The sequence below is a fragment of the Spiroplasma endosymbiont of Seladonia tumulorum genome (assembly GCF_964020235.1).
In the GTDB taxonomy this organism is placed as follows: Bacteria; Bacillota_I; Bacilli_A; order Mycoplasmatales; family Mycoplasmataceae; genus Spiroplasma.
Genome location: NZ_OZ026545.1, coordinates 918886 through 941080, shown reverse-complemented (window position 1 = coordinate 941080; position 22195 = coordinate 918886). Strand labels below are relative to the sequence as shown.

32 protein-coding genes, 1 tRNA gene and 1 pseudogene are annotated in these 22195 nt (G+C 24.7%); 28 read left to right on the top strand and 6 right to left on the bottom strand.

Features of this window, described 5'->3' with window-relative positions; translation table 4 throughout:
• Positions 1-13 precede the first annotated feature (13 nt).
• From AACL22_RS06000 to AACL22_RS05885, 24 genes are all read left to right on the top strand, one after another.
• Complete coding sequence (locus AACL22_RS06000; RefSeq protein ID WP_338990396.1) at positions 14-1606, top strand: potassium transporter TrkG; 1593 nt, start codon at positions 14-16, stop codon at positions 1604-1606.
• Between the two features lie 69 nt (positions 1607-1675).
• Positions 1676-1766: transfer RNA gene (locus AACL22_RS05995), tRNA-Ser, on the top strand.
• 115 nt (positions 1767-1881) lie between these two features.
• On the top strand, positions 1882-3420 hold the full coding sequence (cls, locus tag AACL22_RS05990) for a cardiolipin synthase (protein WP_338990395.1): 1539 nt from the start codon (positions 1882-1884) through the stop codon (positions 3418-3420).
• Positions 3421-3479: 59 nt separating this feature from the next.
• Positions 3480-4166, top strand: coding sequence for an acetyltransferase (locus tag AACL22_RS05985; RefSeq protein ID WP_338990394.1), 687 nt, complete (start codon positions 3480-3482; stop codon positions 4164-4166).
• 3 nt (positions 4167-4169) lie between these two features.
• Positions 4170-5594: a proline--tRNA ligase gene (gene proS / locus AACL22_RS05980; protein ID WP_338990392.1), complete on the top strand. Its 1425-nt coding sequence runs from the start codon at positions 4170-4172 to the stop codon at positions 5592-5594.
• A 56-nt stretch (positions 5595-5650) separates the two neighbouring features.
• A complete protein-coding gene (locus AACL22_RS05975) occupies positions 5651-5950 on the top strand; it encodes a hypothetical protein (protein WP_338990391.1) in 300 nt (99 codons plus the stop codon).
• Positions 5951-6099: 149 nt separating this feature from the next.
• Entirely contained in the window at positions 6100-6324 is a 225-nt protein-coding gene (locus AACL22_RS05970; protein ID WP_338990389.1) for a hypothetical protein, read from the top strand.
• Between the two features lie 171 nt (positions 6325-6495).
• On the top strand, positions 6496-6657 hold the full coding sequence (locus AACL22_RS05965) for a hypothetical protein (RefSeq protein ID WP_338990387.1): 162 nt from the start codon (positions 6496-6498) through the stop codon (positions 6655-6657).
• A 914-nt stretch (positions 6658-7571) separates the two neighbouring features.
• Complete coding sequence (locus AACL22_RS05960; protein ID WP_338990386.1) at positions 7572-7856, top strand: hypothetical protein; 285 nt, start codon at positions 7572-7574, stop codon at positions 7854-7856.
• A 62-nt stretch (positions 7857-7918) separates the two neighbouring features.
• Positions 7919-8302 carry a hypothetical protein gene (locus AACL22_RS05955; RefSeq protein WP_338990384.1) on the top strand — a complete coding sequence of 128 codons (384 nt, stop codon included), beginning with the start codon at positions 7919-7921 and terminating at the stop codon, positions 8300-8302.
• Positions 8283-8681 (top strand): hypothetical protein, encoded by a 399-nt coding sequence (locus AACL22_RS05950; RefSeq protein WP_338990383.1) that lies wholly within the window; start codon positions 8283-8285, stop codon positions 8679-8681. Before AACL22_RS05955 ends, AACL22_RS05950 begins: the two co-directional genes overlap by 20 nt.
• An 11-nt stretch (positions 8682-8692) precedes the next feature.
• On the top strand, positions 8693-9121 hold the full coding sequence (locus AACL22_RS05945; RefSeq protein ID WP_338990382.1) for a hypothetical protein: 429 nt from the start codon (positions 8693-8695) through the stop codon (positions 9119-9121).
• Between the two features lie 17 nt (positions 9122-9138).
• Positions 9139-9378 carry a hypothetical protein gene (locus AACL22_RS05940; RefSeq protein ID WP_338990380.1) on the top strand — a complete coding sequence of 80 codons (240 nt, stop codon included), beginning with the start codon at positions 9139-9141 and terminating at the stop codon, positions 9376-9378.
• A gap of 128 nt (positions 9379-9506) precedes the next feature.
• Positions 9507-10355, top strand: coding sequence for a hypothetical protein (locus tag AACL22_RS05935; protein WP_338990378.1), 849 nt, complete (start codon positions 9507-9509; stop codon positions 10353-10355).
• 95 nt (positions 10356-10450) lie between these two features.
• Positions 10451-10951, top strand: coding sequence for a hypothetical protein (locus tag AACL22_RS05930; protein WP_338990376.1), 501 nt, complete (start codon positions 10451-10453; stop codon positions 10949-10951).
• A 129-nt stretch (positions 10952-11080) separates the two neighbouring features.
• Positions 11081-11482, top strand: a complete 402-nt coding sequence (locus AACL22_RS05925; protein WP_338990374.1) for a hypothetical protein — start codon at positions 11081-11083, stop codon at positions 11480-11482.
• 26 nt (positions 11483-11508) lie between these two features.
• On the top strand, positions 11509-11985 hold the full coding sequence (locus AACL22_RS05920; protein ID WP_338990372.1) for a hypothetical protein: 477 nt from the start codon (positions 11509-11511) through the stop codon (positions 11983-11985).
• A gap of 12 nt (positions 11986-11997) precedes the next feature.
• Entirely contained in the window at positions 11998-12966 is a 969-nt protein-coding gene (locus AACL22_RS05915; protein WP_338990370.1) for a hypothetical protein, read from the top strand.
• Positions 12967-13340: 374 nt separating this feature from the next.
• Positions 13341-13610 carry a hypothetical protein gene (locus AACL22_RS05910; protein WP_338990369.1) on the top strand — a complete coding sequence of 90 codons (270 nt, stop codon included), beginning with the start codon at positions 13341-13343 and terminating at the stop codon, positions 13608-13610.
• A 13-nt stretch (positions 13611-13623) separates the two neighbouring features.
• Positions 13624-13866, top strand: a complete 243-nt coding sequence (locus AACL22_RS05905; protein ID WP_338990367.1) for a hypothetical protein — start codon at positions 13624-13626, stop codon at positions 13864-13866.
• A gap of 467 nt (positions 13867-14333) precedes the next feature.
• Complete coding sequence (locus AACL22_RS05900) at positions 14334-14876, top strand: hypothetical protein (RefSeq protein WP_338990365.1); 543 nt, start codon at positions 14334-14336, stop codon at positions 14874-14876.
• Positions 14876-15109 carry a hypothetical protein gene (locus AACL22_RS05895; protein ID WP_338990363.1) on the top strand — a complete coding sequence of 78 codons (234 nt, stop codon included), beginning with the start codon at positions 14876-14878 and terminating at the stop codon, positions 15107-15109. Before AACL22_RS05900 ends, AACL22_RS05895 begins: the two co-directional genes overlap by 1 nt.
• 120 nt (positions 15110-15229) lie before the next feature.
• Positions 15230-15937: a hypothetical protein gene (locus tag AACL22_RS05890; RefSeq protein ID WP_338990361.1), complete on the top strand. Its 708-nt coding sequence runs from the start codon at positions 15230-15232 to the stop codon at positions 15935-15937.
• A 63-nt stretch (positions 15938-16000) separates the two neighbouring features.
• Positions 16001-17194 (top strand): hypothetical protein, encoded by a 1194-nt coding sequence (locus AACL22_RS05885; protein ID WP_338990359.1) that lies wholly within the window; start codon positions 16001-16003, stop codon positions 17192-17194.
• 258 nt (positions 17195-17452) lie between these two features.
• On the opposite strand, the gene AACL22_RS05880 is transcribed toward AACL22_RS05885, so the two are convergent.
• The 6 genes from AACL22_RS05880 to AACL22_RS05855 all read right to left on the bottom strand — a co-directional run bounded on the left by AACL22_RS05880 (position 17453) and on the right by AACL22_RS05855 (position 19484).
• The gene (locus AACL22_RS05880) at positions 17453-17695 is read right to left on the bottom strand and encodes a hypothetical protein (protein WP_338990357.1); all 243 of its coding nucleotides are present in this window, start codon (positions 17693-17695) and stop codon (positions 17453-17455) included.
• Between the two features lie 39 nt (positions 17696-17734).
• Positions 17735-17860, bottom strand: a complete 126-nt coding sequence (locus AACL22_RS05875; protein WP_338990355.1) for a lipoprotein — start codon at positions 17858-17860, stop codon at positions 17735-17737.
• 8 nt (positions 17861-17868) lie between these two features.
• The gene (locus tag AACL22_RS05870) at positions 17869-18261 is read right to left on the bottom strand and encodes a hypothetical protein (protein ID WP_338990353.1); all 393 of its coding nucleotides are present in this window, start codon (positions 18259-18261) and stop codon (positions 17869-17871) included.
• Between the two features lie 100 nt (positions 18262-18361).
• Positions 18362-18673, bottom strand: coding sequence for a hypothetical protein (locus tag AACL22_RS05865; RefSeq protein ID WP_338990351.1), 312 nt, complete (start codon positions 18671-18673; stop codon positions 18362-18364).
• A gap of 23 nt (positions 18674-18696) precedes the next feature.
• The gene (locus AACL22_RS05860; protein ID WP_338990349.1) at positions 18697-19065 is read right to left on the bottom strand and encodes a hypothetical protein; all 369 of its coding nucleotides are present in this window, start codon (positions 19063-19065) and stop codon (positions 18697-18699) included.
• Positions 19066-19130: 65 nt separating this feature from the next.
• Positions 19131-19484, bottom strand: coding sequence for a hypothetical protein (locus tag AACL22_RS05855; RefSeq protein ID WP_338990347.1), 354 nt, complete (start codon positions 19482-19484; stop codon positions 19131-19133).
• A 519-nt stretch (positions 19485-20003) separates the two neighbouring features.
• On the opposite strand from AACL22_RS05855, the gene AACL22_RS05850 reads away from it, so the two are divergent.
• The 4 genes and pseudogenes from AACL22_RS05850 to AACL22_RS13775 all read left to right on the top strand — a co-directional run bounded on the left by AACL22_RS05850 (position 20004) and on the right by AACL22_RS13775 (position 22098).
• Positions 20004-20267 (top strand): hypothetical protein, encoded by a 264-nt coding sequence (locus AACL22_RS05850; RefSeq protein WP_338990345.1) that lies wholly within the window; start codon positions 20004-20006, stop codon positions 20265-20267.
• Positions 20234-20599, top strand: coding sequence for an IS3 family transposase (locus tag AACL22_RS13780; protein WP_422397498.1), 366 nt, complete (start codon positions 20234-20236; stop codon positions 20597-20599). The genes AACL22_RS05850 and AACL22_RS13780 overlap by 34 nt, the downstream gene beginning before the upstream one ends.
• A 13-nt stretch (positions 20600-20612) precedes the next feature.
• Entirely contained in the window at positions 20613-21164 is a 552-nt protein-coding gene (locus AACL22_RS05845) for a DDE-type integrase/transposase/recombinase (protein WP_338990343.1), read from the top strand.
• A pseudogene (locus AACL22_RS13775) lies at positions 21164-22098 on the top strand (IS30 family transposase). Before AACL22_RS05845 ends, AACL22_RS13775 begins: the two are co-directional and overlap by 1 nt.
• The last annotated feature ends 97 nt before the right edge of the window (positions 22099-22195 follow it).

Sequence of the window (22195 nt, the reverse complement as noted above, 5' to 3'; positions counted from 1 at the left end):
AAGAGGGACACAAATGGTTTTTTTTCAATTATATTTCAAAAATATTTTTCAAAGAAAAAATGATAATAAACGACAACGTAATAATGACCCAACTGCACCATTAACACGGCGTCGTCATTGGTTACCCTTCTCAAAAATATCGGGAAGATTATTTTTAGTTTATATTTTAATTGTTCTTTTAGGCGGACTACTGTTATCAATTCCAGGTTTTGTTCATGGCGGAGAACGAATGATTCTTGATGGAAAAGGTAAAATTTTAAACCCTTCAGTTACTTTTGCGTGAAATTATTTAATTGGTTTATTTACTGCTGCTAGTGCTTTTTCTGATACTGGAATTACAATTAGTAATCCTGCAGCGGATTATACTTTTTGGGGACAATTGGTAATTTTAATTTTAATTCAAACAGGTGGTTTTGGAATTGCTACTTTTAAAATTATGATTTTTGTATGATTAGGGCGTCGAATTTCAATTAAGGATAAAATGCTAGTGCAAGGTGAACGAGGAAGTAGTAACTTTGGGCATACAATGGATTTAATTAAAAATAGTTTTATTTTTTTAATTATTTTGGAATGTTTTGGAGCAATTTTATTATTTTGTAATTTTTATTTTTCACCGTTATCAGTAGAAGGAAAATTCATGATTGATAATGTTACTTATCATAATTTTTGACGAAGTTTATGAAGCGGTGTTTTCCATTCAATTTCATCAATTAATAATGCTGGGTTTGATATTATTGGTAATTCATCATTAATGCCTTATAATACTAATTATTTTATTCAATTTGTGTTTTTATTCCAATTTATTATTGGTGGTTTAGGTTTTCCAACTTTTTACGATTTAAAACGAAAATTTGTAGCATGACGACGAAAAGAACATGTTAAATTTACCTTATTTACTAAAATTAATTTAATTACTTATATTGGTTTATCAATTATTGGTGTTTTTAGTGTTTGATTAATTGAATTTACGAATATTAATACAATCCATCCTGAAACTGCTCAGCATATGGAAAGTATTTTACGAAATTCAAAATCAAATTGAAATGGTTTTATGAATATTTTCTTTAATACAATGTCAACCAGAAATGCAGGTTATTCAACAGTTGAAATGAGTAACTTTTTATTAGGATCACGAATAGTGATGTCAATTATGATGTTTATTGGATCAGCGCCTTCTTCTACCACAGGGGGGATTCGAACAACAACCTTAGCTGTTATTATCATTACAATTTGGTCTATTATTCGGAATAATAATAGTGTTAATGCTTTTAAACGGAAAATCCCAAATGAAACAGTAAAACGAGCGTTAGGAGTTACTGTTATTTCAGGAGGTTTAATTGCAATTGCCATTATCTGTATTAGTGCTGAAAATCCTCATCTTGATGTTTTAAATACTTTTTTTACAATTTGTAGTGCATTTGGAACAACAGGATTAAGTACTTTAAATTTTACCGAGCTATATAACATTGGTATTTTAAGTACTTTAATATTGATTTTATTAATGTTTATTGGGCAATTAGGAGTTTCTTCAACATTATTAGTTTCAATTCGTGGAAGTGGTGAAAAAGAATACAGTTATGTTGAAGAAAATATTTTAATTGGATAGGTTGAAAAAAATAATCTTTTTCTCTTGTTTAAAATGATATCTTTTGTATAATATATAGGGTATCACCACGGAACAGTACTCAAGTTGGAGAAGAGGGCACCCTGCTAAGGTGTTAGGTCGGGTAACCGGCGCGAGAGTTCGAGTCTCTCCTGTTCCGCCATTTAATTTACATTTAACGAAAAAAAGTAATAAAGAGTTATAAATAATTTTTATAACTCTTTTTAAATTATTGGTATAATAAAAGTAGTAATATTGTGCAATAAAGGGGAAGCATAATGAAAAATTGATTAAAAATTATTTTATCAATGATTTTTTTATTTGGTATGGCGATTATGGGGTTACTTGTTGTCGTTATTATTTTCAATGTTAAATTCTTATATATTTTTTTAGGAATTGTTATTATTGATTTAATTTTCTCATTCTCTTTCTTTTTTTCCAAACGACGTTATGAAGTTAAATTTTCTTGAATTATTTTTATTAATTTTGTGCCATTTATTGGTCTATGTTCATATGTTTTTTTTGGTCGAAAATACCATTATTCAAATAAAAAATCATTGTTGTACAATCATTTAAATAAATTAGAATATGATACTTATTGTAAAAAAAATAAGACATGTTTAATAAAATATACTGCTCCTAATCAAAAATTTGGGAATGTTGTTGAATTATTAATGCGGCATGTAAATAAGCCACTATACCAAAATAATAAAATTAAAATAATTACAAATGGGACCCGTGTTTTTAAATCATTATTAACAGATTTACAACAAGCACAACAATATATTTTATTAACTTATTTTATTGTTGCTGATGGTGAACTATTTGAATCTTTTTTAGCAGTTTTAAAAGAGCGAATTGCAGCTGGTGTTCGGGTTTATATGATTTATGACCATGTTGGTAGTTACTTTAAAATTAGTAAAAAAAGTATTAAAAAATTAATTAAAGCTGGTGTTCGAGTTCATAAATATTTACCAATTATTACACCTTTTATTAGTGGGAATGCCAATTATCGTAATCATCGTAAAGATGTTATTATTGATGGTTTAATTGGTTATACAGGTGGGATTAATTTAGCCGATTTATATGCTGATAAATCATGAAAGTTTGGAATTTTTCATGATACACAAGTACGAATTGAAGGTGAAGCGGTTCGAGGTTTGGAAGTAATTTTTGCTGATGACTGATTTTTTGCAACTAAACGTCATGAAATAATCACAGATTTAGAACCAGCCATTTTAGCACCAAAACAATACAATATGAAGGGTAAATCACATTTACAAATTGTTAATCATAGTCCTAGCATTGATCATTCCATTACCAAAGACCTATATATTTCATTAATTAACAAAGCTCGTAAACGAGTTTGATTATCAACTCCTTATTTTATTCCACCAGATGATCTTATTCAAGCTTTAATTCTTGCAGCACGTGCTGGAGTTGATGTTCGTTTAACAATTCCAGGTTTGACTGATAAAATTTTTGTTTTAGATATAACAAAAAGTTACTGTAAACCTTTATTTGCTAGTGGTGTTAAAATTTATGAAATGAATAATACTTTTAGCCATAATAAAATTGCTATTTTTGATGATGATATTGCTGTGATTGGGACTTGTAATTTAGATTACCGTAGTTTCTTTTCTGACCATCAAACAACAGCAGTTATTTATGATCCAGAGGTAGTCGCAAGCTTTATTCCTCGTTGGGAATGAGATTATGAACATTCAATTTTATGACAGGAATGACCAATTAAATATAAACCCTTGAGTTATCGACTATTGTTAACATGTTTAAAATTAGTCTCACCAATTTTATAAGTTAATGCTAATATCAAGAATAATTTTTTGTATAATTAATATGTGAAGGAGGGGGTATAATGCTATTTAATAAATTAAAAAATAAAGATGACAAAGAAAAGGAACATCAAACAGAAAAAAAGCATAACTTATTACAAGAAAAATCATTGTCATCATCAGATAATTTAGAAAGTAGTTTGTTTGAAGATGAAGATGATAATAGTAAAATTAAAACTGGTTTTAGTTTTAAACGGCGTAAAACGCACAAAATTATTAAAGAATTAAATCGCCAGCGAATTAAGTCATTATTATTTTATACTGATATTAGTAATGTTTTGCGGCAATTGGAATTTGGACTACAGCCAGTTAAAAATATTCATTTAGCAAAAGAAAGTGAATATATTGTTTGAACATATTTAGAAAAACCTGATCATTTAGAGTTTGAATTAGATAATTCAACGCGACATTATTTTTGAAGTTGAATTGCAGAGCAAAAAGTTGATCCAAGTCAAATTGCTGTGATTGCAATTGATATTCAAAATTTATTTCATTTAACAAAAAAAGATTGAGAATATGATGATGTAACCCGCCGCGTAAAAGTTTTTGAAGATGTGAAACCAACAGCAATTCGCTGAATATTAATGAAAAATAATCAGTATTTAAATCGAATTCAAATGTATGTTAAAAGTAATAATTTAAAACTTAAAATTTTTCAAGGTGAAAAAGGAAATGTTTTTAATGTGTTAACAGAAGGTAGAAAGAAGTAAAGAATGAAGAGAAAGTTAGAGAAAATTACTCTGCGTGAAGTTGATTTTGCGCAATGATATACTGATATTGTTTTAAATGCTGATTTAATTGCCTATGGGCCAGTCAAGGGAACAACTATTTTTAAACCTTATGGATATGCAATTTGAGAAAATATTCAAAAAATTTTAGATGCTGAATTTAAAAAAAATGGTGTAAAAAATGTTTATTTTCCTTTACTAATTCCAAAAACTCTTTTTAATAAAGAAAAAGAACATATTGAAGGGTTTTCACCAGAAATTGCAACAGTAACAAAAGTTGGAGATAAAGTCTTAGATGAAGAATTATACATTCGACCAACATCAGAAGTTCTTTTTGGAACCTTTTTTAGTAAAGAAATCCAAGGTTATCATGATTTACCACTGTTATATAATCAATGAGTTAATGTTTTACGTTGAGAAAAAACGACCCGTCCGTTTTTACGTACAAGTGAATTTTTATGACAAGAGGGGCATACAATTCATAGTTCAAAACAAGAAGCACAGCAATTTACTTTAAAAATTTTAGATATTTATGCTACTTTTGCAGAAAAAAATTTATTATTACCCGTAATTAAAGGGCAAAAAACAGAACGTGAAAAATTTGCTGGAGTAGAAGAAACTTATACGATCGAATCTTTAATGTATGATGGTCAAGCTTTACAATGTGGGACTAGTCATTATTTTGGTCAAAATTTTTCTAAAGCATTTGATATTAAATTTTCAAATCAAAAAAATACTTTAGAATATGCTTATTCAACATCGTGAGGGGTTTCAACGCGTTTGATAGGGGGGCTTATTATGACACATAGTGATAATAATGGACTAGTATTACCACCGCAAATTGCGCCAATTCAAATTATGATTTTACCAATTAATAATGATAATGATGAGCAATTATCTGCAGTTGAGCAACTACAAAAAAAATTACACAAATATCGTTGTGAAATTGATCAATCAGACAAAGGTTTTGGGTTTCGTGCAGCTAATGCGGAAATTAAGGGAATTCCATTGCGAATTGAAATTGGAGCTCGTGATTTAGCACAGCAACAAGTTACAATTGCTCGGCGTGATACTTTTGAAAAAATTACTGTTTCCTGAACAGAAGTTGAAAAAGTAGTTTCTGATTTATTAGATCAAATTGCAATAAATTTATACCAAAGAGCTTTGGATAATCGTCATCAACGGACAAAAAAAATCGATAATTATTCAGAGTATAAAAAAACTTTAGCAAAAATGAATGGTTTATTTTTAGTGCCGTTTTGTGGTCGCATTGAGTGCGAAGATACAATTAAAGCTGAAACACAAACAACATCACGTTGTATTCCATTTGATGTGCCAACAAAAAAAACAACTTGTTTTCATTGCAGACAACCAGCAACTAATTTAGTTTATTTTGCGCGAGCTTATTAATAACAAGGAAATCTCTTTTATTTTTGAAAAATTTCAATTGTAAAGGAGGTTTTTATTTGTTTAATCAAAATTTTATTGAAGAGCCATTAGCAGTTTATAATTCTTTTCAGTTTGCTTCTAATAATAAAATTAATTTAGCATTAGATTTAACAATTCCTTTTTTTGCTTTTGATAATGGTGATAATAATAAAGCCTATGCTTTTTATATTCGTCCTAATATTGGCAATTTAAAACCATGGTTTACTCCAACTGGTAAATTAACAACAGCATATAAAACTGACCACGAACCAAACACCAAATTGCTTGATGTTTTAAAAAATGTTTTTTTCAATTTAATTTTAATTTTTCAATGTTAAAAGTATATTGAAATATTAATAATAAAAAATAATGTCAAATCACAACGGAATTACAAGCAACCGCTAGTTCAACAATTTTAAAAATATCACAAACACAAGTGGAATACTCAAAATGAGGAAAAGTTATTATTCCAGCCCAGTGTTTTGATATGAATAAAACAAATAAAATTAGTTTAGTTATTAATGCACCTAATCTTCGGGACAATGATTTAGTAACAAAAAATTCTTATCAAGAATTTTATTTAAATTTTAATTATAAGAAAGACTTTCTTAAACAAACAAAAAAATTGTTCGGAATCCTTCAATATAAAAATTACGATGAAAAACAAAAAAAATTTAAAACTTTTTATGATATTTTTGCTAATTATTTTTAATTAATTCCACCAAAAATAAGTGGAGTAAAAATAACTAGTTTATTTGTATTACGTGGTTTAAGTGTTTTCAATTCTTTAGATATAATCGATTTTCCAATTGATTTTCATACTAAAATAGCAAAATTATGAACATTTTTTAATAATCAGCATCTTTTAATTCCAACAACAACGATGATAATTAGTAAACAAACAAAATACAATTTTAAGATTTTACAAGGTTATTTAAAATATAATTCAGCACAGAAGGTTTATGAACATTTTTTTGCTGAAAATACAGTTTATAATCAAAACAAAAACCAAATTGAAATTGAAGCAAATAATAATTACCTGTAAATTGTAAATGCAAATGTAGCACTTTATTGAAAAAGAATAAAGTGCTTTTTATTTTGTAAAAAATACTTATATTTATTGGATTAATCGTTAGATAGTATCTTTTACACTTAATAAAATATGTTTTTTCAGAAAAATCCATCCTTTCTTTTCTTAAAAAATTTTGAATAATTGTTTTATTTAGTTGCTAGTTAATTGTTAAATATAATTACTAAAAAATATATTTAATAAACAAAGAATTAAAAAAGATAATGAGATAAAAAAATAAAGATACTATCTAACGATTAATCCAAAATTCAATCTTTAAAACTTAATATTTTTTGATGCTTAAAGATGGATAACTCATCTATGGCACGAAGTCTTAAAGAAAGTGTGAAAGCGATTGGATTTACTCTCCTATTTATTTCTTTAATTCTCGACAAGATTAATCACTTGTGAAATGTCAGAGCATGTGTTTTTTGGCTTGTTTTCATAAAAAAGTGCTGTTAAACCGAAAAAAACAATATCGGACACTAAAAAAACAAGAGGGTTGGAATTCCAAAAGGTTATTTTCTTTATATAAAGTTGTCTAGGGATGGATGAAGCGTAATTAATAACTGGGTAAACTGTTTTTTGTTTATTTCCGTATGGGGGTAAACTCTATCAAAATATCCTATCCGCTCCCGCTCACCTTCAAAGTAGAGCGGGCGGCGAAGTAATTAAATATTAAAATAAATTATTTACTAAATATCAAAATATTAACCAATAAAGGAATATTATGTTTTTTTTACAGAAAAGAAAATATTTGATGAAAAAATGAAATAAAAAAATTAAAAATAAATTACAAGAATTAATGATACAAGCTTATCTGGTAACAGTGAATGATATTAATGATGAAATTTGAGCAACAAATAAAAAGAATTAAGGAGTATAGATAAATGACAGAATATAAAAGTAAATATATTAATAAAACTTGAAATGAAATAACAACATCATTTGATTGAGTTAATTGTCAACCTATTAATTGTCGTATTTCACATCATAAAAAGCATTATGATTTGCAATGTTTAAAATGAGCCAAAATGTACTTAAATTTATTTAAAGACAAGTGAGATGTTATTGTTTCATATATGCAATATTATAAAATTAACGATATTTTAGATTTAGCATCCGATGGATGAAAAATATTACAAATTGATAAAAAAATAAAACAAATAAATTAAAATATATTATTGCAATTGACCCTGCTGGAATTGGACAAACTGGTATTATTATTTATAATGTTTTGCAAAAGAAAATAATTAATAATATTACTTTTAATTCCAAAAATGAAGAAGAAGCAATAAATAATATGTATTTAATATTAAATGAGTTTAAAAATAAAATTTGTTCTTATTTAAATAAAGTTATTGTAATAATTGAAGATTATCAACTTCATAAGGGTTTAAAAATAAAAAATCCATTATTTACTCCTAAATTTATTGGTGGTTTAAAAGTTTTATGCAAATATCTATTTAATTTAAAATATATTTTACAATCACCAGTCATTAAGAAAAATTATATTTATAAAGGAAATATTAAAATGTCAGAGTACGAACACGATGCTTGAAAACATTTACAGTATTTTTTAGCAAAAGGAGTTGATAAAAATGGCACAAACAAAAAGTAATTTACCTAAAAAATCAATAACTAATAAATCTAAAATAAAAAATAAAAAAGTTAATAAGTTAGAATTAACTGTTAGATTACATGAAAATCCGATTAAAACTAAGATTAAGGCACTGGTTGCTGGTGGTGTTGAAGTTGATGCTTGTTTGGCTAAATGTCAGTGAGAAGGATTAAATTACTCAACATTATCAATATATAACCCATCTATTTTAACTGAGTTTTTGAAATTAAAAAAAGATGATGAGATAAAAATTAAAGGCTCAGTATTTAATCAGTTAAATATAAAAACTAAACGCTATTTTTTGTCTTTTAGAGTAGACAGTTTTGAAATTATACAAAAAGCGATTAGAAAAAGAACAAATACAAATATTAAAAAATAGGAGGAAAAACAATGGCATTAAAAAATGTAAAATATGTTCTTATTAATGAAAATAGTGAACCTATTAAAAATGAAGATGGTAGTTTAGATATTAAAACTGCTGAAATTATTTTAGAAAATACTGCTGAAGTTGAAGAATTTAATGCAATTAATTTAGAAAATAGTAATCAGCAAATCAACGAACTACAAACAAAAAATACTGAATTAACTTCACAAATTGAAGTAATTGACTTTATTAATTCTTTAACTGATAATGAAGAATTTAAAAATGTTTTATTAAAATCTTATGATATTACTGATGATATTGAAATCTTTAAAACACACTTGCAAAGTGTTTATGATGAATTAATTAAGGTACAAACAGTTAATACTGGGGGCGTACCAAAAGTAATAAACAAAGAAAACAATATTTTAGATACAGACAATGTATTTAATAAATAGAAAGAAGGAAGTAAATTATGGCACAAAACCCACAAAGAATTTTTGGAGATATTGCTAATCAAGCAACAAAACGAGATCGAGAAACATTTGAACAATGATATTTACAAACTTATCAACAAAAATTTAGTTGAAAAGCATTATTTGCATGAAAAGATGCAAGTAAATTTAGTTTAGATATAAAAGAAAGAAAAATATTAAATATAATGAAGGTTCTGGTAAAGATGGGAAAGTATTTAATACTGATGATAAATTATTAAATTATTCAGAAGTAGAATTTGATGATGGAATTGTTGAATTAGATACAATTTTAACTTTTGCTCGTAAATTAGACCCTGTAGAAAGTGATTTTAATCCTAATCTTTGGGCGGCTGATATTGAACAAGCAATGGATACTGAGGTTGCTTATAAACGTAATAAAATTTTAGAAATTATTAATAAAGGAGTAGTTACAACCATTCAAGGCCAAAAAGCAGATGATACTAATGCTTTACAAATTCACGATGAAATTATGGATAAAATATATGAAAATGGATTTACCCCATCAGAAACAGTTGTCTTGGGTTCGGCTGATTTTATTCGTGAAATTCGTAATAAATTACAGTTACAACTTGGAGCAAATGACCAAATAAACAATGTAATTGAAACAAGCGGAGCAATGAAAACTGTTGAAGGAACAACATATTATATGGTTCCTAAAAAATTACCAATTATTAATAAAGATGGTTCAGAAGGAACAATTACTCTATTACCAGATGGTGTTAATGCAATTGCCTTTAAATTTAGTAAAAAATATGACTCTCTTATCTTACGCAAAAAAGACCATACTCCGCTAAGGGTTGGTGCTGCTGCGTTAGGTACTGGAATGGGTAATACTTTGATTATGGAAAGAGTTTTATATTTAGGTGGGGCAGTAGTTGAACCTAAGGGAATTATTAAACATATTGTTTCAAAAATTGATATTAATAAAATAGATAAACCAACTATTCATGTTGCAGACCCAACAAAAGCAACAGCAGAACAGTTAAAATCACAATTTAAAGATGTTGTTTTAAAAGCAGTAAAAGCAGTAAATAGTTCTTTAACTGAAAGTGATTTTGATTACTTTATTGAAAGTAAAGGTGAAAACTGACCAATTAATATTACAAATGATAAAACTGTTTCTGTTCAAATTGAAGGTAAAAACAACGTTACTGGTCAAACATCTCCGATTGATGTTAAAATTAAAAATTCTTAATAGTACTAAAAAATAGTACTTTTTCGTTTGATATATATGCCAATTGGAACATCTAAAACAACCCTTATTTATGCTGTTAAAAAAATTCAACTAGATTGTCAATCCAACAACAAGAAAAAAATTTTGGTTTACAGTTATTAGAATTTTTAGGAATTCAAGTTTTAGCTCTTGGTTTATCAGTTTTAACTGGTGGTATTGCTTCGGCTGTTGGTCTTGGTGCGGGATTATCTAATTTTGCCGCAGCATTTATCTCATTTGGAGTAGAAACAGCAACCGATTTTGCCGTAAATCAAATATACGATAAATTAACATCAGAAGTGACAGTAAAAAGTACTGCCTTAAATTTGCTACCAGCAATTGGTGGTATTGGAAAATTAACGCGTGCTGCTCGAACAACTAAAATTTTAAAATTAGCAAAAGAAACTAAATTACTTGAAAAATTAGGTGTAATAACTGCTAATAATTTAGAAGATGTTGTAAGACAAGTTAGAGGTAAAAAGATTTTATCTGATAAATTAATATTTGATTTTACAAAACAAGCTAATAATGAAACTTTATTATATACAATTGGAAAATTAGCCCGAAATGATTTTTAAAAGGGTTTTAAAGTTTCTAAATTAGAAACAATTAATAATTTATTAAAAATTGAAAAAAATATTCAAAAAATAAGTCCTACATTAGTTCAAAAAATACCACGCATAAATAAAATAAATGCTAATAAATGATTGTCTGAATATGGATTAAATATTGATAAAATAAGCAAAATTAATACTAATGAGTGATATAACATAATGACTAATCTTCATAAAAAAGGTGTTGGTAAAAACCTAATATTAAATGCTAATTTAATGCGGGGCAGTAAAATATATAATAATAAATTATTAAATATTTTTCATCAAACACCAATTAAATTAAATAAAATTTTAAATCATTTAAACCCAAATTTTTATATTCAAAAAGTAACTAAAAAATTATTAGCCCCAATTGAAAAACAAATAATTACTATTAAACAAAAAGTAATTAGTAAAATTACTGATAAAACTAAAAAAATATTATCTAAATTTGAAACTAAGGCTATTAAAAAAGGTCAATTATTACCTTTTGCTTATGGTTCTGATGTTTTTTAGCAGTTAAAATTGTTCCTTTATCAGTTTTGGGTGAAGTTGCTTTAACAATATATTATAAAAATCCTAAATATGTCCCTATTGTCGTTATGACAACTTTAATCAAAGCAGAACAGTTTGTTTTGGCTCCTGAACCGTTTAAATTCTATATGAACAGTGAGTGGTTTATTGGTTGGGGATTTAAAAAAACAAGTTTGTTTAATTTAGTTTCTTTTGCCCCACTTGTTTATCAGCAAGTAGTAAAAGATAGTTTTAAAATATATCGGACAATTGCTAAGATATTAAAAATGCAAGAACAATTTAAAAATAACTTTAATAAAGATAAATTGTTAAATACGCTAGAAGATAGTGCGGTTACTAGTTTGTTAGGTAATGGACTAGTATTTCAAGCATATAAACAACTCAGAACAAAACAAGATTTAAACAAAACAATTAAAACAAAAACATTACTAAATAGTAAAAAATTTATATTAAAGAAAATATATTCTAAAAAAAGTAAATGATAAGGAGATGATTAAATGTTAAATGAATTATGACAAAATGTTACTTTGGAAAATTATAATAATTTTATTCCAATGACAGGTAAAATTACACAAGTTCCAGTTCGTTATAATAAGTTTTTTAAAGGTGATGTAGAATTATGATTTAAAACATTTGCTTTAAGAGCCCAAAATATGATTAATTCTTACTTAAACTATCCATTTTCAAAACTAAAGTTTGAAACATTTAAAGATCCATTATTAAAGAAAATTTGTATTAATATGGTGTTTATTACGATTGAGCATTGAACATTTAACCGCATTCCAATTGAATTTTTTACTTCGGCAAATATGAGTGTTGGTGATATTAATTATTCATCGCAAAATGACCCTATGATTACTTGACAAGGTCTATTGTCTACCTATGCAAAATCATTGGTTAATTTAACAACTTTAAAGAAAATGTTTCGTACTTTTCAAGAAAAAGGTATTGATTTAACAATGATTGATTTAGAAGCATATTATACTCAATTAGAAGTTGATGCTTTAAAAGAAAAAGAAAAAACTAAGATTGACAATAAAACTATTGTTAAAAATAACAATAATGAAATAAATGTTCCCTTTGATAATAATACTATTTTTTATGATAAAACTAATAAAGTTTGAAAATCTAATACTGCTAATATTATTAATCCAGATTCTATAATGAAAACATTAAATCATAATGATTTTGTTATTATTGAGGGTGGTAATAATAAAGGCAAAATATCTGTAACAAACGGTTACAATGATGAATTAGCAATTGATGATCCAACTAGTGGCGGTGAGTTTGTTAATTATATGAGAACACGACAAATTGGAATTAAATTAATGCCTATTCAAAGTGGTAAAGCGAACACTTCATTTAATCAAAAAACAGGTGAATTAGAAATTTGAGACCCTTCATTAAAAAATAATGATATAACTGCTAACTTTGAAATTATTAAAAAAGTACAACATCATAATTAAAAATAACTGATGACACATTACCAACTACAAAATATATTAATGAACATTATCAAATTAAAAGTAGTGATTGAGAAATTGTAGATATTACTGATTTAACTCCTAATGTTAGTGAATATCAAATAAAAGATTGAAATAAAAATAAATATAAATATAAAGTATAAGTTAATAATCAATTTTTAAATAGTTTTTATTTATCAACTTATAAAGGATTTACAGGAAATATATCAAGTGGAATAACAACTACTGGTAATGAAAATCAAATTGCACAATTAAGAAATAATGGAAAAATTATAATATATTCAAAAAATGCTGCTGCTAAAATGACTAAATTATATATTGAAAGAAAAAAAGTAAGTTAGAAAGGAGATGATTTTATGCCAAAAGTAAATATTAAAGATGTAATTATGTTTTTGAAAATCTTTGGAGTTTCATCATTGTTTTTTATCGCAGGAATTATTATTTGTTTTATAGGAGAAAAAACATTAGGTATTTCTTGATCAGCATATGTTATTGTTTCAGCAATGCTTATCGGAGCTGGAATTATAGTTTTGATTATTAAAACAATTAGATTTATCAAAACACATAACAAAAAACAAAAAGAAGATAGTATTGAAGATGTTATTAAAAAAGAAGAAACAAAATAAAGAGGTGTTATAAATGGGATTATTATCAGCAAAAAAGAAATTAAAAAAAGAATATGATATTGATAGTTATTATCTTAATTTAGCATCAACTTTTACTAATCGTAAAAATGTTACTGTTCAAAAACATAATGAGATTTTAGAAAAAAGAATTTGTGAAGATAATGCTAATTTTTTAAATCCACGAGATTTAGAAATTAGCATTTATAATCCACTTGCTAATCAACAATTAGATATTAAATTAATTAATAACTTTTAAAAGATGCAAGACTTTACTAATAAAAATTGATATAACGAATATAAAATTAATAAGAATGGTAAGGGTGCATACTTTATTTTGCTAATAATTCAAAACTTAATTTTATTACTATTGATTTTTATAATGACCAATATGATGAATTAGGTAATTTAGTATCTTGTACTTTTGATTATGACTCTTATATTAAAAATGACCAGAGTATTTTTATTACTGAAAAATTAGAGATTGATGCTGTAACTAAACAAGTTAAAGTTATTAGAAAGTTAAAAACACGATTATATAGTACTATTACAGACTTATATATTGATGATGCTAAATGAAATAACTATACAACTTTACAAAGAGAAGAAATATTACCACTTAATTTTATACCAATTGAAATTATTCCTAATAACCCTAATTTTGAGCCTTCTGCTCGTTATGGTAAACAATTTGCTAGTATTTTAGGTATTATTGCTGAAAAGATAATGTTAGATCCATTATTAAATAGTGGTAAATTTACTATTAATACTAACGGCGTGACTGGTGTAGTTGACCAAGAAATTAGTAAAATGCTAGCTTCATTTATTGAAAATGACTTGTTATTAGTTGAAGGAGACCCTGATAGTAATTTTCAACCAGTAGACTATATTGCTGGTAATTTTAAAGGTGAGCAATTAACTAAAATATATGATTGATTATTAACAAATTACTATAAAATAAATCGACATCATGTTCCCGCCATTGCTAAGGGAGCCCAACAAACTCAGGCAGAAGTTGCTGGTGTAAATATTCAAACAAATGCATCATACGAACAAATGATATACATTAGAGAGATTAAATTAACTGAATTTATTATTAAGTTAATTAAATATGATAATGCTGTTTTAAATAGTAGAACATTCAATATTAAAAATATTGATGAGTTAATTGTTGATGTTCGCTTACCAGTAAATGCTACTTTAAACAGACAATTAAAAAACAACGAAACTATTATCAATATTCCTAATGAAGAAGGAGAACAAGAATAATGTTAAAACCATCTGAAAAAATGTTAGCAAAATTAGCAGAAAATGATGAACTAATTGATTATTCAATTGATAGTATTCCGTTAGATTTTGCTATTCAATCACAGTATAGCGACCCCGATTTAGAACAATTATTTAGTGAAGACCGTGCTAGAACCCTTTATATTTATAAAATTAATAATCTTGTTAAGACAAAGCAAAAACCAATCTTAAACTACTCTCAAAATAGCGTTTAAATAAGTTTTATTGACAAAGATGAATATATTAAAATAACTGGTTATGAAATTAGTGATTTTAATTTTAAATTACAAATTCAACAAAATACCACAGTCCAAGATAATAGCACAAGTTATGTAATGATTGATGAAAAAGATATTTTAATTAATGATATTTCAAAACAAGACAAAAAATTTTTAGAATCCTATGACTTAAAAATAGTATCTATTAATGAACCAATTACCGAAGACAACAAAAATGAATGTTATATCATTGAAGAATACAAACGCCCTTATTCACCTGATGGTGTTGATATTATTAAATCTACTCATTTAGTTAAAATAACTGACTTTAAATGAAAAAATCAAAATAGTATTCATTTAGTATTACATAAATCATTACCCGAAGATACTGTCTTTACTGGAATTGAAATTAAATATCCTAAATCAATGTTATTTGGAAATATTAAATGCTGAGGCAATGTGAATGGTGTTTATTCTTATCCTTCTTCAATTGTTGAAAATGCTAGTTTAGTACCTTTATTATCAATGCCAATTGAAACAAATCCTAATGTACGAATATTTCAATATTGATTTACCAAAAGTTTTTTACCGTGAAGTATTGCCAAAAATTATATTCAAGGTGGTGATATTTTAGGTTTAGTAAACAAAAATGGTTTAGAAAAAGTATTATTAAATTATTTAACATATCGTTATAATTATGATCGTAAATTTCAAGGAGCAAAATATGATGAAAAAAACAATCCTATTAATAAAGCGGCAGAATTACGCCAAAAATTTGAAGGACAAAAACCCGAAGATGTCATTGATGGTTTATTTGAAAACTAAAAATTAGATAAGCCTACATCTATTAATGAAAATACTATCAAAATATTTAAACAAATTATTTATATGTTATCAAATTACACATATAGTAAATATGCAATTAATAAGGGTTATAATGATGATATTAAGTTATTTTCTCCCTATTATTTTGAATTAATATCTAATCCAAGAAAAGAAGAAGATTATTGAAAATTTGAAAATTGTAAAGTTGAATTAAATTCAATGTATTTTAATTTTAGTGGTAGTGGCCCCGTTCCACCAGTTCCAGTAAATTATTGAAAAGAAGTTTACGCAAATGATCAACCATTTAATACGGTGGATAATAGATATTATTTTGTAATATCACGTGTAAATAAAAATGATGATTGGCATATTTCTAAATTTGAAAATAATATTCTTTTAAGTGACAATGAAAAAAGAATTGTTGATAATTGAAATGGAAGGGTATTAAATTTAAAAAATAGAGGTTTTGGACAAGTTAATTTGCAAATAATAGGCGATGGTTGAGTTTATTGATGAAAAACAGCGGATAATTATTTTAAATCAGTTTATTGTTGAAATAGTGTTGATGAACCAAATAAACCATTTATTGACCCAAAAACTGGACAAATTACTGATTGAAATTTAAAACAACAAAGAAATGTTAATAACAAAAAAGACAATAAAATTAAAGTAACTGTTAAAAACAAAGATATTTCAGAAAACTCCATTTATCAATTAGAAGTAAATTATTTTAATTGACTATCAATAACAAGTGAATTAGAAACAAATAACATTCCGTCTTTAATTCCTGCTGAAATTAAACTATCAGATGGAGAATATGGTAAGTATTTAACTAATTTAATTGTTTCTAATCAAAAAATAGAAGATTATTTAAATTATTTTTCACAATGATATAAATTGCTTTATTCTAAGGCAGATTGAGGGGGAATAACTAAAAAATTAGTTGTGGATAATATTAAAATAACTTTTGATAAGCATCCAAAACTATTTAATTTAATTAAAATTGAAATATCTGGTATATGGGGTTATGGAAATTATGATATAAATATTTATGTTGATAAATCAAATGAAAAAACTATTGAAGGAAAAGATATAAATTTAAAATTAATTAAAAGTTGTCCTATTGAAATCAAAGTTAGTGGAGTTAAGGAAAGAAATACATATCTTATATTAATTGAAGATGATGTCTGATATCTTTGAAAAAATGGTGTTGAAGATGAAAAATCTTATTCAAATATTGCAATTGTTGATTTTTAAAAAAAATCAAATAATATAATATTTTTTTATCCACCCATAAAAGAAGAAATTAATATTAATAATTTAGAATTATTTAATAAAAACAATGAAAAACTATCATTAATTACATTAGAAATATAAAAAGTCATTTTAATAAATGACTTTTTATTATTAATTAACTTTTATATTACCATCATTATTAACAACTAAATCAGGTAAATTTTGTTCTTCACCATTTCAACGATAAACTGATTTAAAATAAGTTCCTTTGTCAATTCTTTAAGGTCAGTTTGTCATTTTAGATTGTTCATAATTAAATAAATCAACTTCATATTTAAAATTACTATAACGATATAAACCAATCTCATATCCGTCTTCTTCTTTTAATACTTTTCTGCCATGTTGATTTATTTTTTCATTATTAAGAAACTTTGTTATATATCATTCTGTTTTGCCCTTTCACACAACAAAATAATATTTATTATCAACTTCATTAAACGGTTTTTTTGTGGTACCATTCATTCTAAGTTGTTTTTAATTTCTTGGTTAGCAGTATCTATTTTATGTTTTTCTTTTTGTTTTTTTTAATTCTTCTTCGCTATATTGTGGTGTATTACAAGCAACTAAATTTGTTGTGCTTGTTCCAATTAAAGTGCTTGTTCCCAAAAGACTTAATAGTTTTTTCAATTAAAAATTTAAATGGCTGATGAAGCTATTGAAAGTATGGCAGAAAGTGCAGAACCAATAACAGGAATTAAACCACTAATAGTTCCTATAGAACTAATAATAAAAGAAGTGTTATCTTTTTTTAATGAATTAGCAATTTTTTTAATTTCATTACATATATCAGTAACTTTATTTTCTAAAGTATTTATTCTATTTTCTAAAGTATTTATACTTTCTAAATTAATTATTGTTTGAATATGACCTTTAAAAATTGAAAATTTATTATTAAATTCATTAATTTTATTTTCTATTAAATTTTGTTTGTTTTCAGATTTTAAATTAAAACTAGAAATTCAGTTATTTAAATCTTTTTCTCAGTCTCTTAATAATTCATAATCTTTAATCATATATTTAATAGGCAAATATTCATAAACTTTACCATCATTATCATCAAAATAAAGTCTATTATCTAAAACCTTTATAAAATTAATTTTTTTATATTTTTTTGTTGAATTAGATAAATTAACAATAATTTTTTTCTTTTGTTACTAAATTAAATTCATATAATTCATTATTTGAACTAAAATAAATTTTATCATCAAATATTGTAGCATTATCAATAGAAACGTTTAATGAATTAAATAAAACAAAATTACCAAAATCATTTTCAAAAGAATTTTTATAAATATTACCATCTTTTGTTTCTAAATATAATTCATCTTTATTAATTAAAAAATCAGAAACAATTAATTTACGATTTTCAATATTTGTTGTTTTACCACTAGAATTTATATTATTATAAGTTTTTGTATAAATTATATCACTTGATGTCATATCAACTTTTGTAGCAATTACAATTAAATTATTTTTAAATAAAATAGGTTTACTAAAAATATAATTTGTTTTACCATGACTAAATGACGTTTTTTATGAACAATTTTATTATTTAAATCATAATAAAAAACTGAAGTATTATCTAAAAAATAATAAATTTTATCATTAAAAATAAATGGGGGAGAAATTTTATATTCACTATTATTATCAGTAAAATTAGCTATTAAGATTTCTTTTTTTGTATTTGGATTATATTCATAAATAGTACCATCTAAAGAATTAAAATATAATTTATTATTAAATAAAATACCATTATAAAAAACTTTTTCTGTATTTGATAAAAATTTTATTTGTTCATTTATGGAATTATATTCATGAATTTTTTTACCCATATCCGTAAAATATATTTTATCATTTAAAACAACAATAGAATTAATAATTGAACTTGAAGTTTGAATTATAATTTCACTTTCTTTTCCAGTTTTGATATTATATTTATAAATCTTATTTTTTTTATTGTGCTACCTTGAACAAAAATGTAAAGAATATCATTTAAAACAACAATATTATTTTTTATAGATGCATAATTATTTCCAACAATAATTGACTTTATAATACCATTATTTATAGTTCAATTTATTGCATTTTTATAATCTTGACGTTTAATTTTTTTTAAATTATTTGTTTGTTGATAATTAATATCAATATTTTTAATATTTTCTTTTTTTTGATAGGGACTAGCGGCAATTGTTGTTGGTACAGCGCTTCCGCTAATTGTTAATACACTTAATAAACTTAAAAGTTTTTTCATTTTGTATAATTTCCTTTCTTTAATCTTGAAACTTTTTTCCAAGATCTATTGACATTATATATACAAGCGCTTTTAAATCTATTTTAGAAAGGAGATGAATTATAATGGTTATTATTTTGATTATATTGTACTAAATCTGGGCTCGCGGTGATTTTCATAAGTTTTGCGAAAAATTACTTAAAGTTTAAAAAAACTTTTGCCGCGCTTTTCAAAATACTTGGGAAAAATTCTAAGCGTTAAGCGAAGAATTTTATAAAGGTTCCCAAATTTATTTGAAAGAACCTCAAAAATTTTTTAACTTGTTAGTCATTTTATCATAAAAATTATTAAAAATCAACCGCTCGCCCAAAACCTCAAAAAACTATATAATTAACTTTGTATATAAAAGAAAGGATTTTTTTAAATGGATAAAACAAATCATCATTTTACTTTTAAAGAAAGAGAATGTAGAGTGCACCCCAAAAAGTAAGTAAAATAAAAAAAGATTTTGCTAAATTTTTATAGGGGGTGCATTTTTATATGGTAAAAAAAGGACAAAAATATAACAAATATACATCAGAATTTAGAACAAAAATCATTGAGGAAATTAAACAAAAAAGTTGTTGAATAGTAGCAAAACAATATAATATAAATGCAAATACAGTAGAATCTTGATGAGCAAATCATAAAAAAGGAAAATTAAACAATCCTAAAGGACCTAAAATTTCTTTTGGCAAAAGAAATTTAGAATATTATAAAACAAGGTATGAATTATTAAAAAAGCTCCATGACTTTTACAATTAAACAAACTAAGAATTGTCTCTTTTATTAAACAAAATTTTTGTGAATATTCAATAAAATTATTACTAGAAGTAACAGGGTTAAAACGTAGTTATTGAGATAAATATAAAAATTATGACAGTAGCAAAAAAGAAAAAAAAGCAATAAATGATATTGTAAAAGTCTATGAAGAAAATTTAAAACAATTTGGTTATCGAAGAATTACTAAATATTTAAAGGAAGATTATGGTATAAAATATAATTCAAAAAAAGTTTTAAGAATTATGCGTGATAATCAAATACAACCTGAATATGTAAGAAAAATGAGAAGAAAAATGAAATATAAAACAGAATAAAGAAAAAAGCTTATTGCAATATTCTGATTTAATTAATCGTAAATTCAATGATATAAAAACAAGGTTTTCAGTACTATATACTGATGTAACATATTTAATTTGAAAAGGAGAAAGATATTATCAATCAACAATTATTGATGGATATACTAAAGAAATAGTTGATGTAAAGTGATCTAAATATAATGACAATAAATTAGTAATGAATAATTTAAATGATGCAATTAATAAAATAAAATTAATAAAAAAAGATCTGAATGGAATAATAATTCACTCAGATCACGGATATCAATATACATCCACTATTTATCACGATAAATGTTTATCTAACGGTATTACAATTTCAATGGGAAAAAATTACCACTGTGCAGATAATATTGTTATAGAAAGTTTTCATTCATTACTTAAGAAAGCTACAATCCATAATAAAATATATAATTCACATGAAGAATATATACAAGATGTTATAAAATGAAATACATGATATTCAAATCGTAAAAAAAAAGATATAATTAAAAAAATAGTAAATACTTTTTTATTAGTACTTACTAAAATGGGTGCACTCTAATGTTAAAAGATTTATTAGAACTTGATTCTTTAAAAAGAAAAAATGGTAAACCCAATATATCTAAAATAGCAAAAATATTGCATAAAAATCGTAATACAATTAGACGAGAAATAAAAAGGTTAAAAGATAATGAATATGATGCTAAATTAGCACACGAAGATTATTTACAAAACGACAAAAATGTTTTAAAAAATCATCATTATTGCTAAATATTTTAGAATGACTAGATGAAAAATATAACAAATTTCATGATTCACCAGAACAAATCTGTAAAAAATAAGAAAAAGAGTTTGGTGTTAAATTTTTCATATGTTTTAAAACTTTATATAAATATATTCATTTGGGATTTTTAAATTTCAAGAAAGATAATTTGTATTTTCACGGTAGAAAATATAAAACAAAAAATAGGATTGATAATCGCGGGAAAATAAGAAATTTTAGAACTATTGAAGAAGCAAAACATGATAAATATGAATTTGGTTGATTTCAAATGGACACTATGGTTGGCAAAAATAATAGTGTTTGTTTAGTTTTAATCGAAGAATTAACGCAATTTAAAATCATTGAACCATTAAAAGAAAAAACAACAAAAGAAGTTACAAAGGCATTAAAACGAATTTTTTCTAATAGATTTTTAAAAGATAGATGCAAAGGAATAATAACAGATTAAGGCAAAGAATTTGCTGATTGAGAAAAAATTGAAAAAATAACAAATGCTAAAGTATATTTTTGTGACGCTGGAACTCCAACACAAAAACCCAAAGTTGAAAGAGCAATTCGTGATTTTAGACATTGATTTTCCAAAGGAATTGATTTAAGTATTTATTCAAGAAATTATTATCAAGAAGTTGCCAATATAATAAACTATAAACTTAAAAAATCTTTACATTGACTATCTTCAAAAAAAGTTTTTATACAAATGTTTAATTTTTAATATAATTACTTATAAAATTTTAATCATTTTATTTTTCGGTGTGTTAAAATTCATAAATTTAAGACAAAACTACTAAATTTTTTTAAAATAAATTATA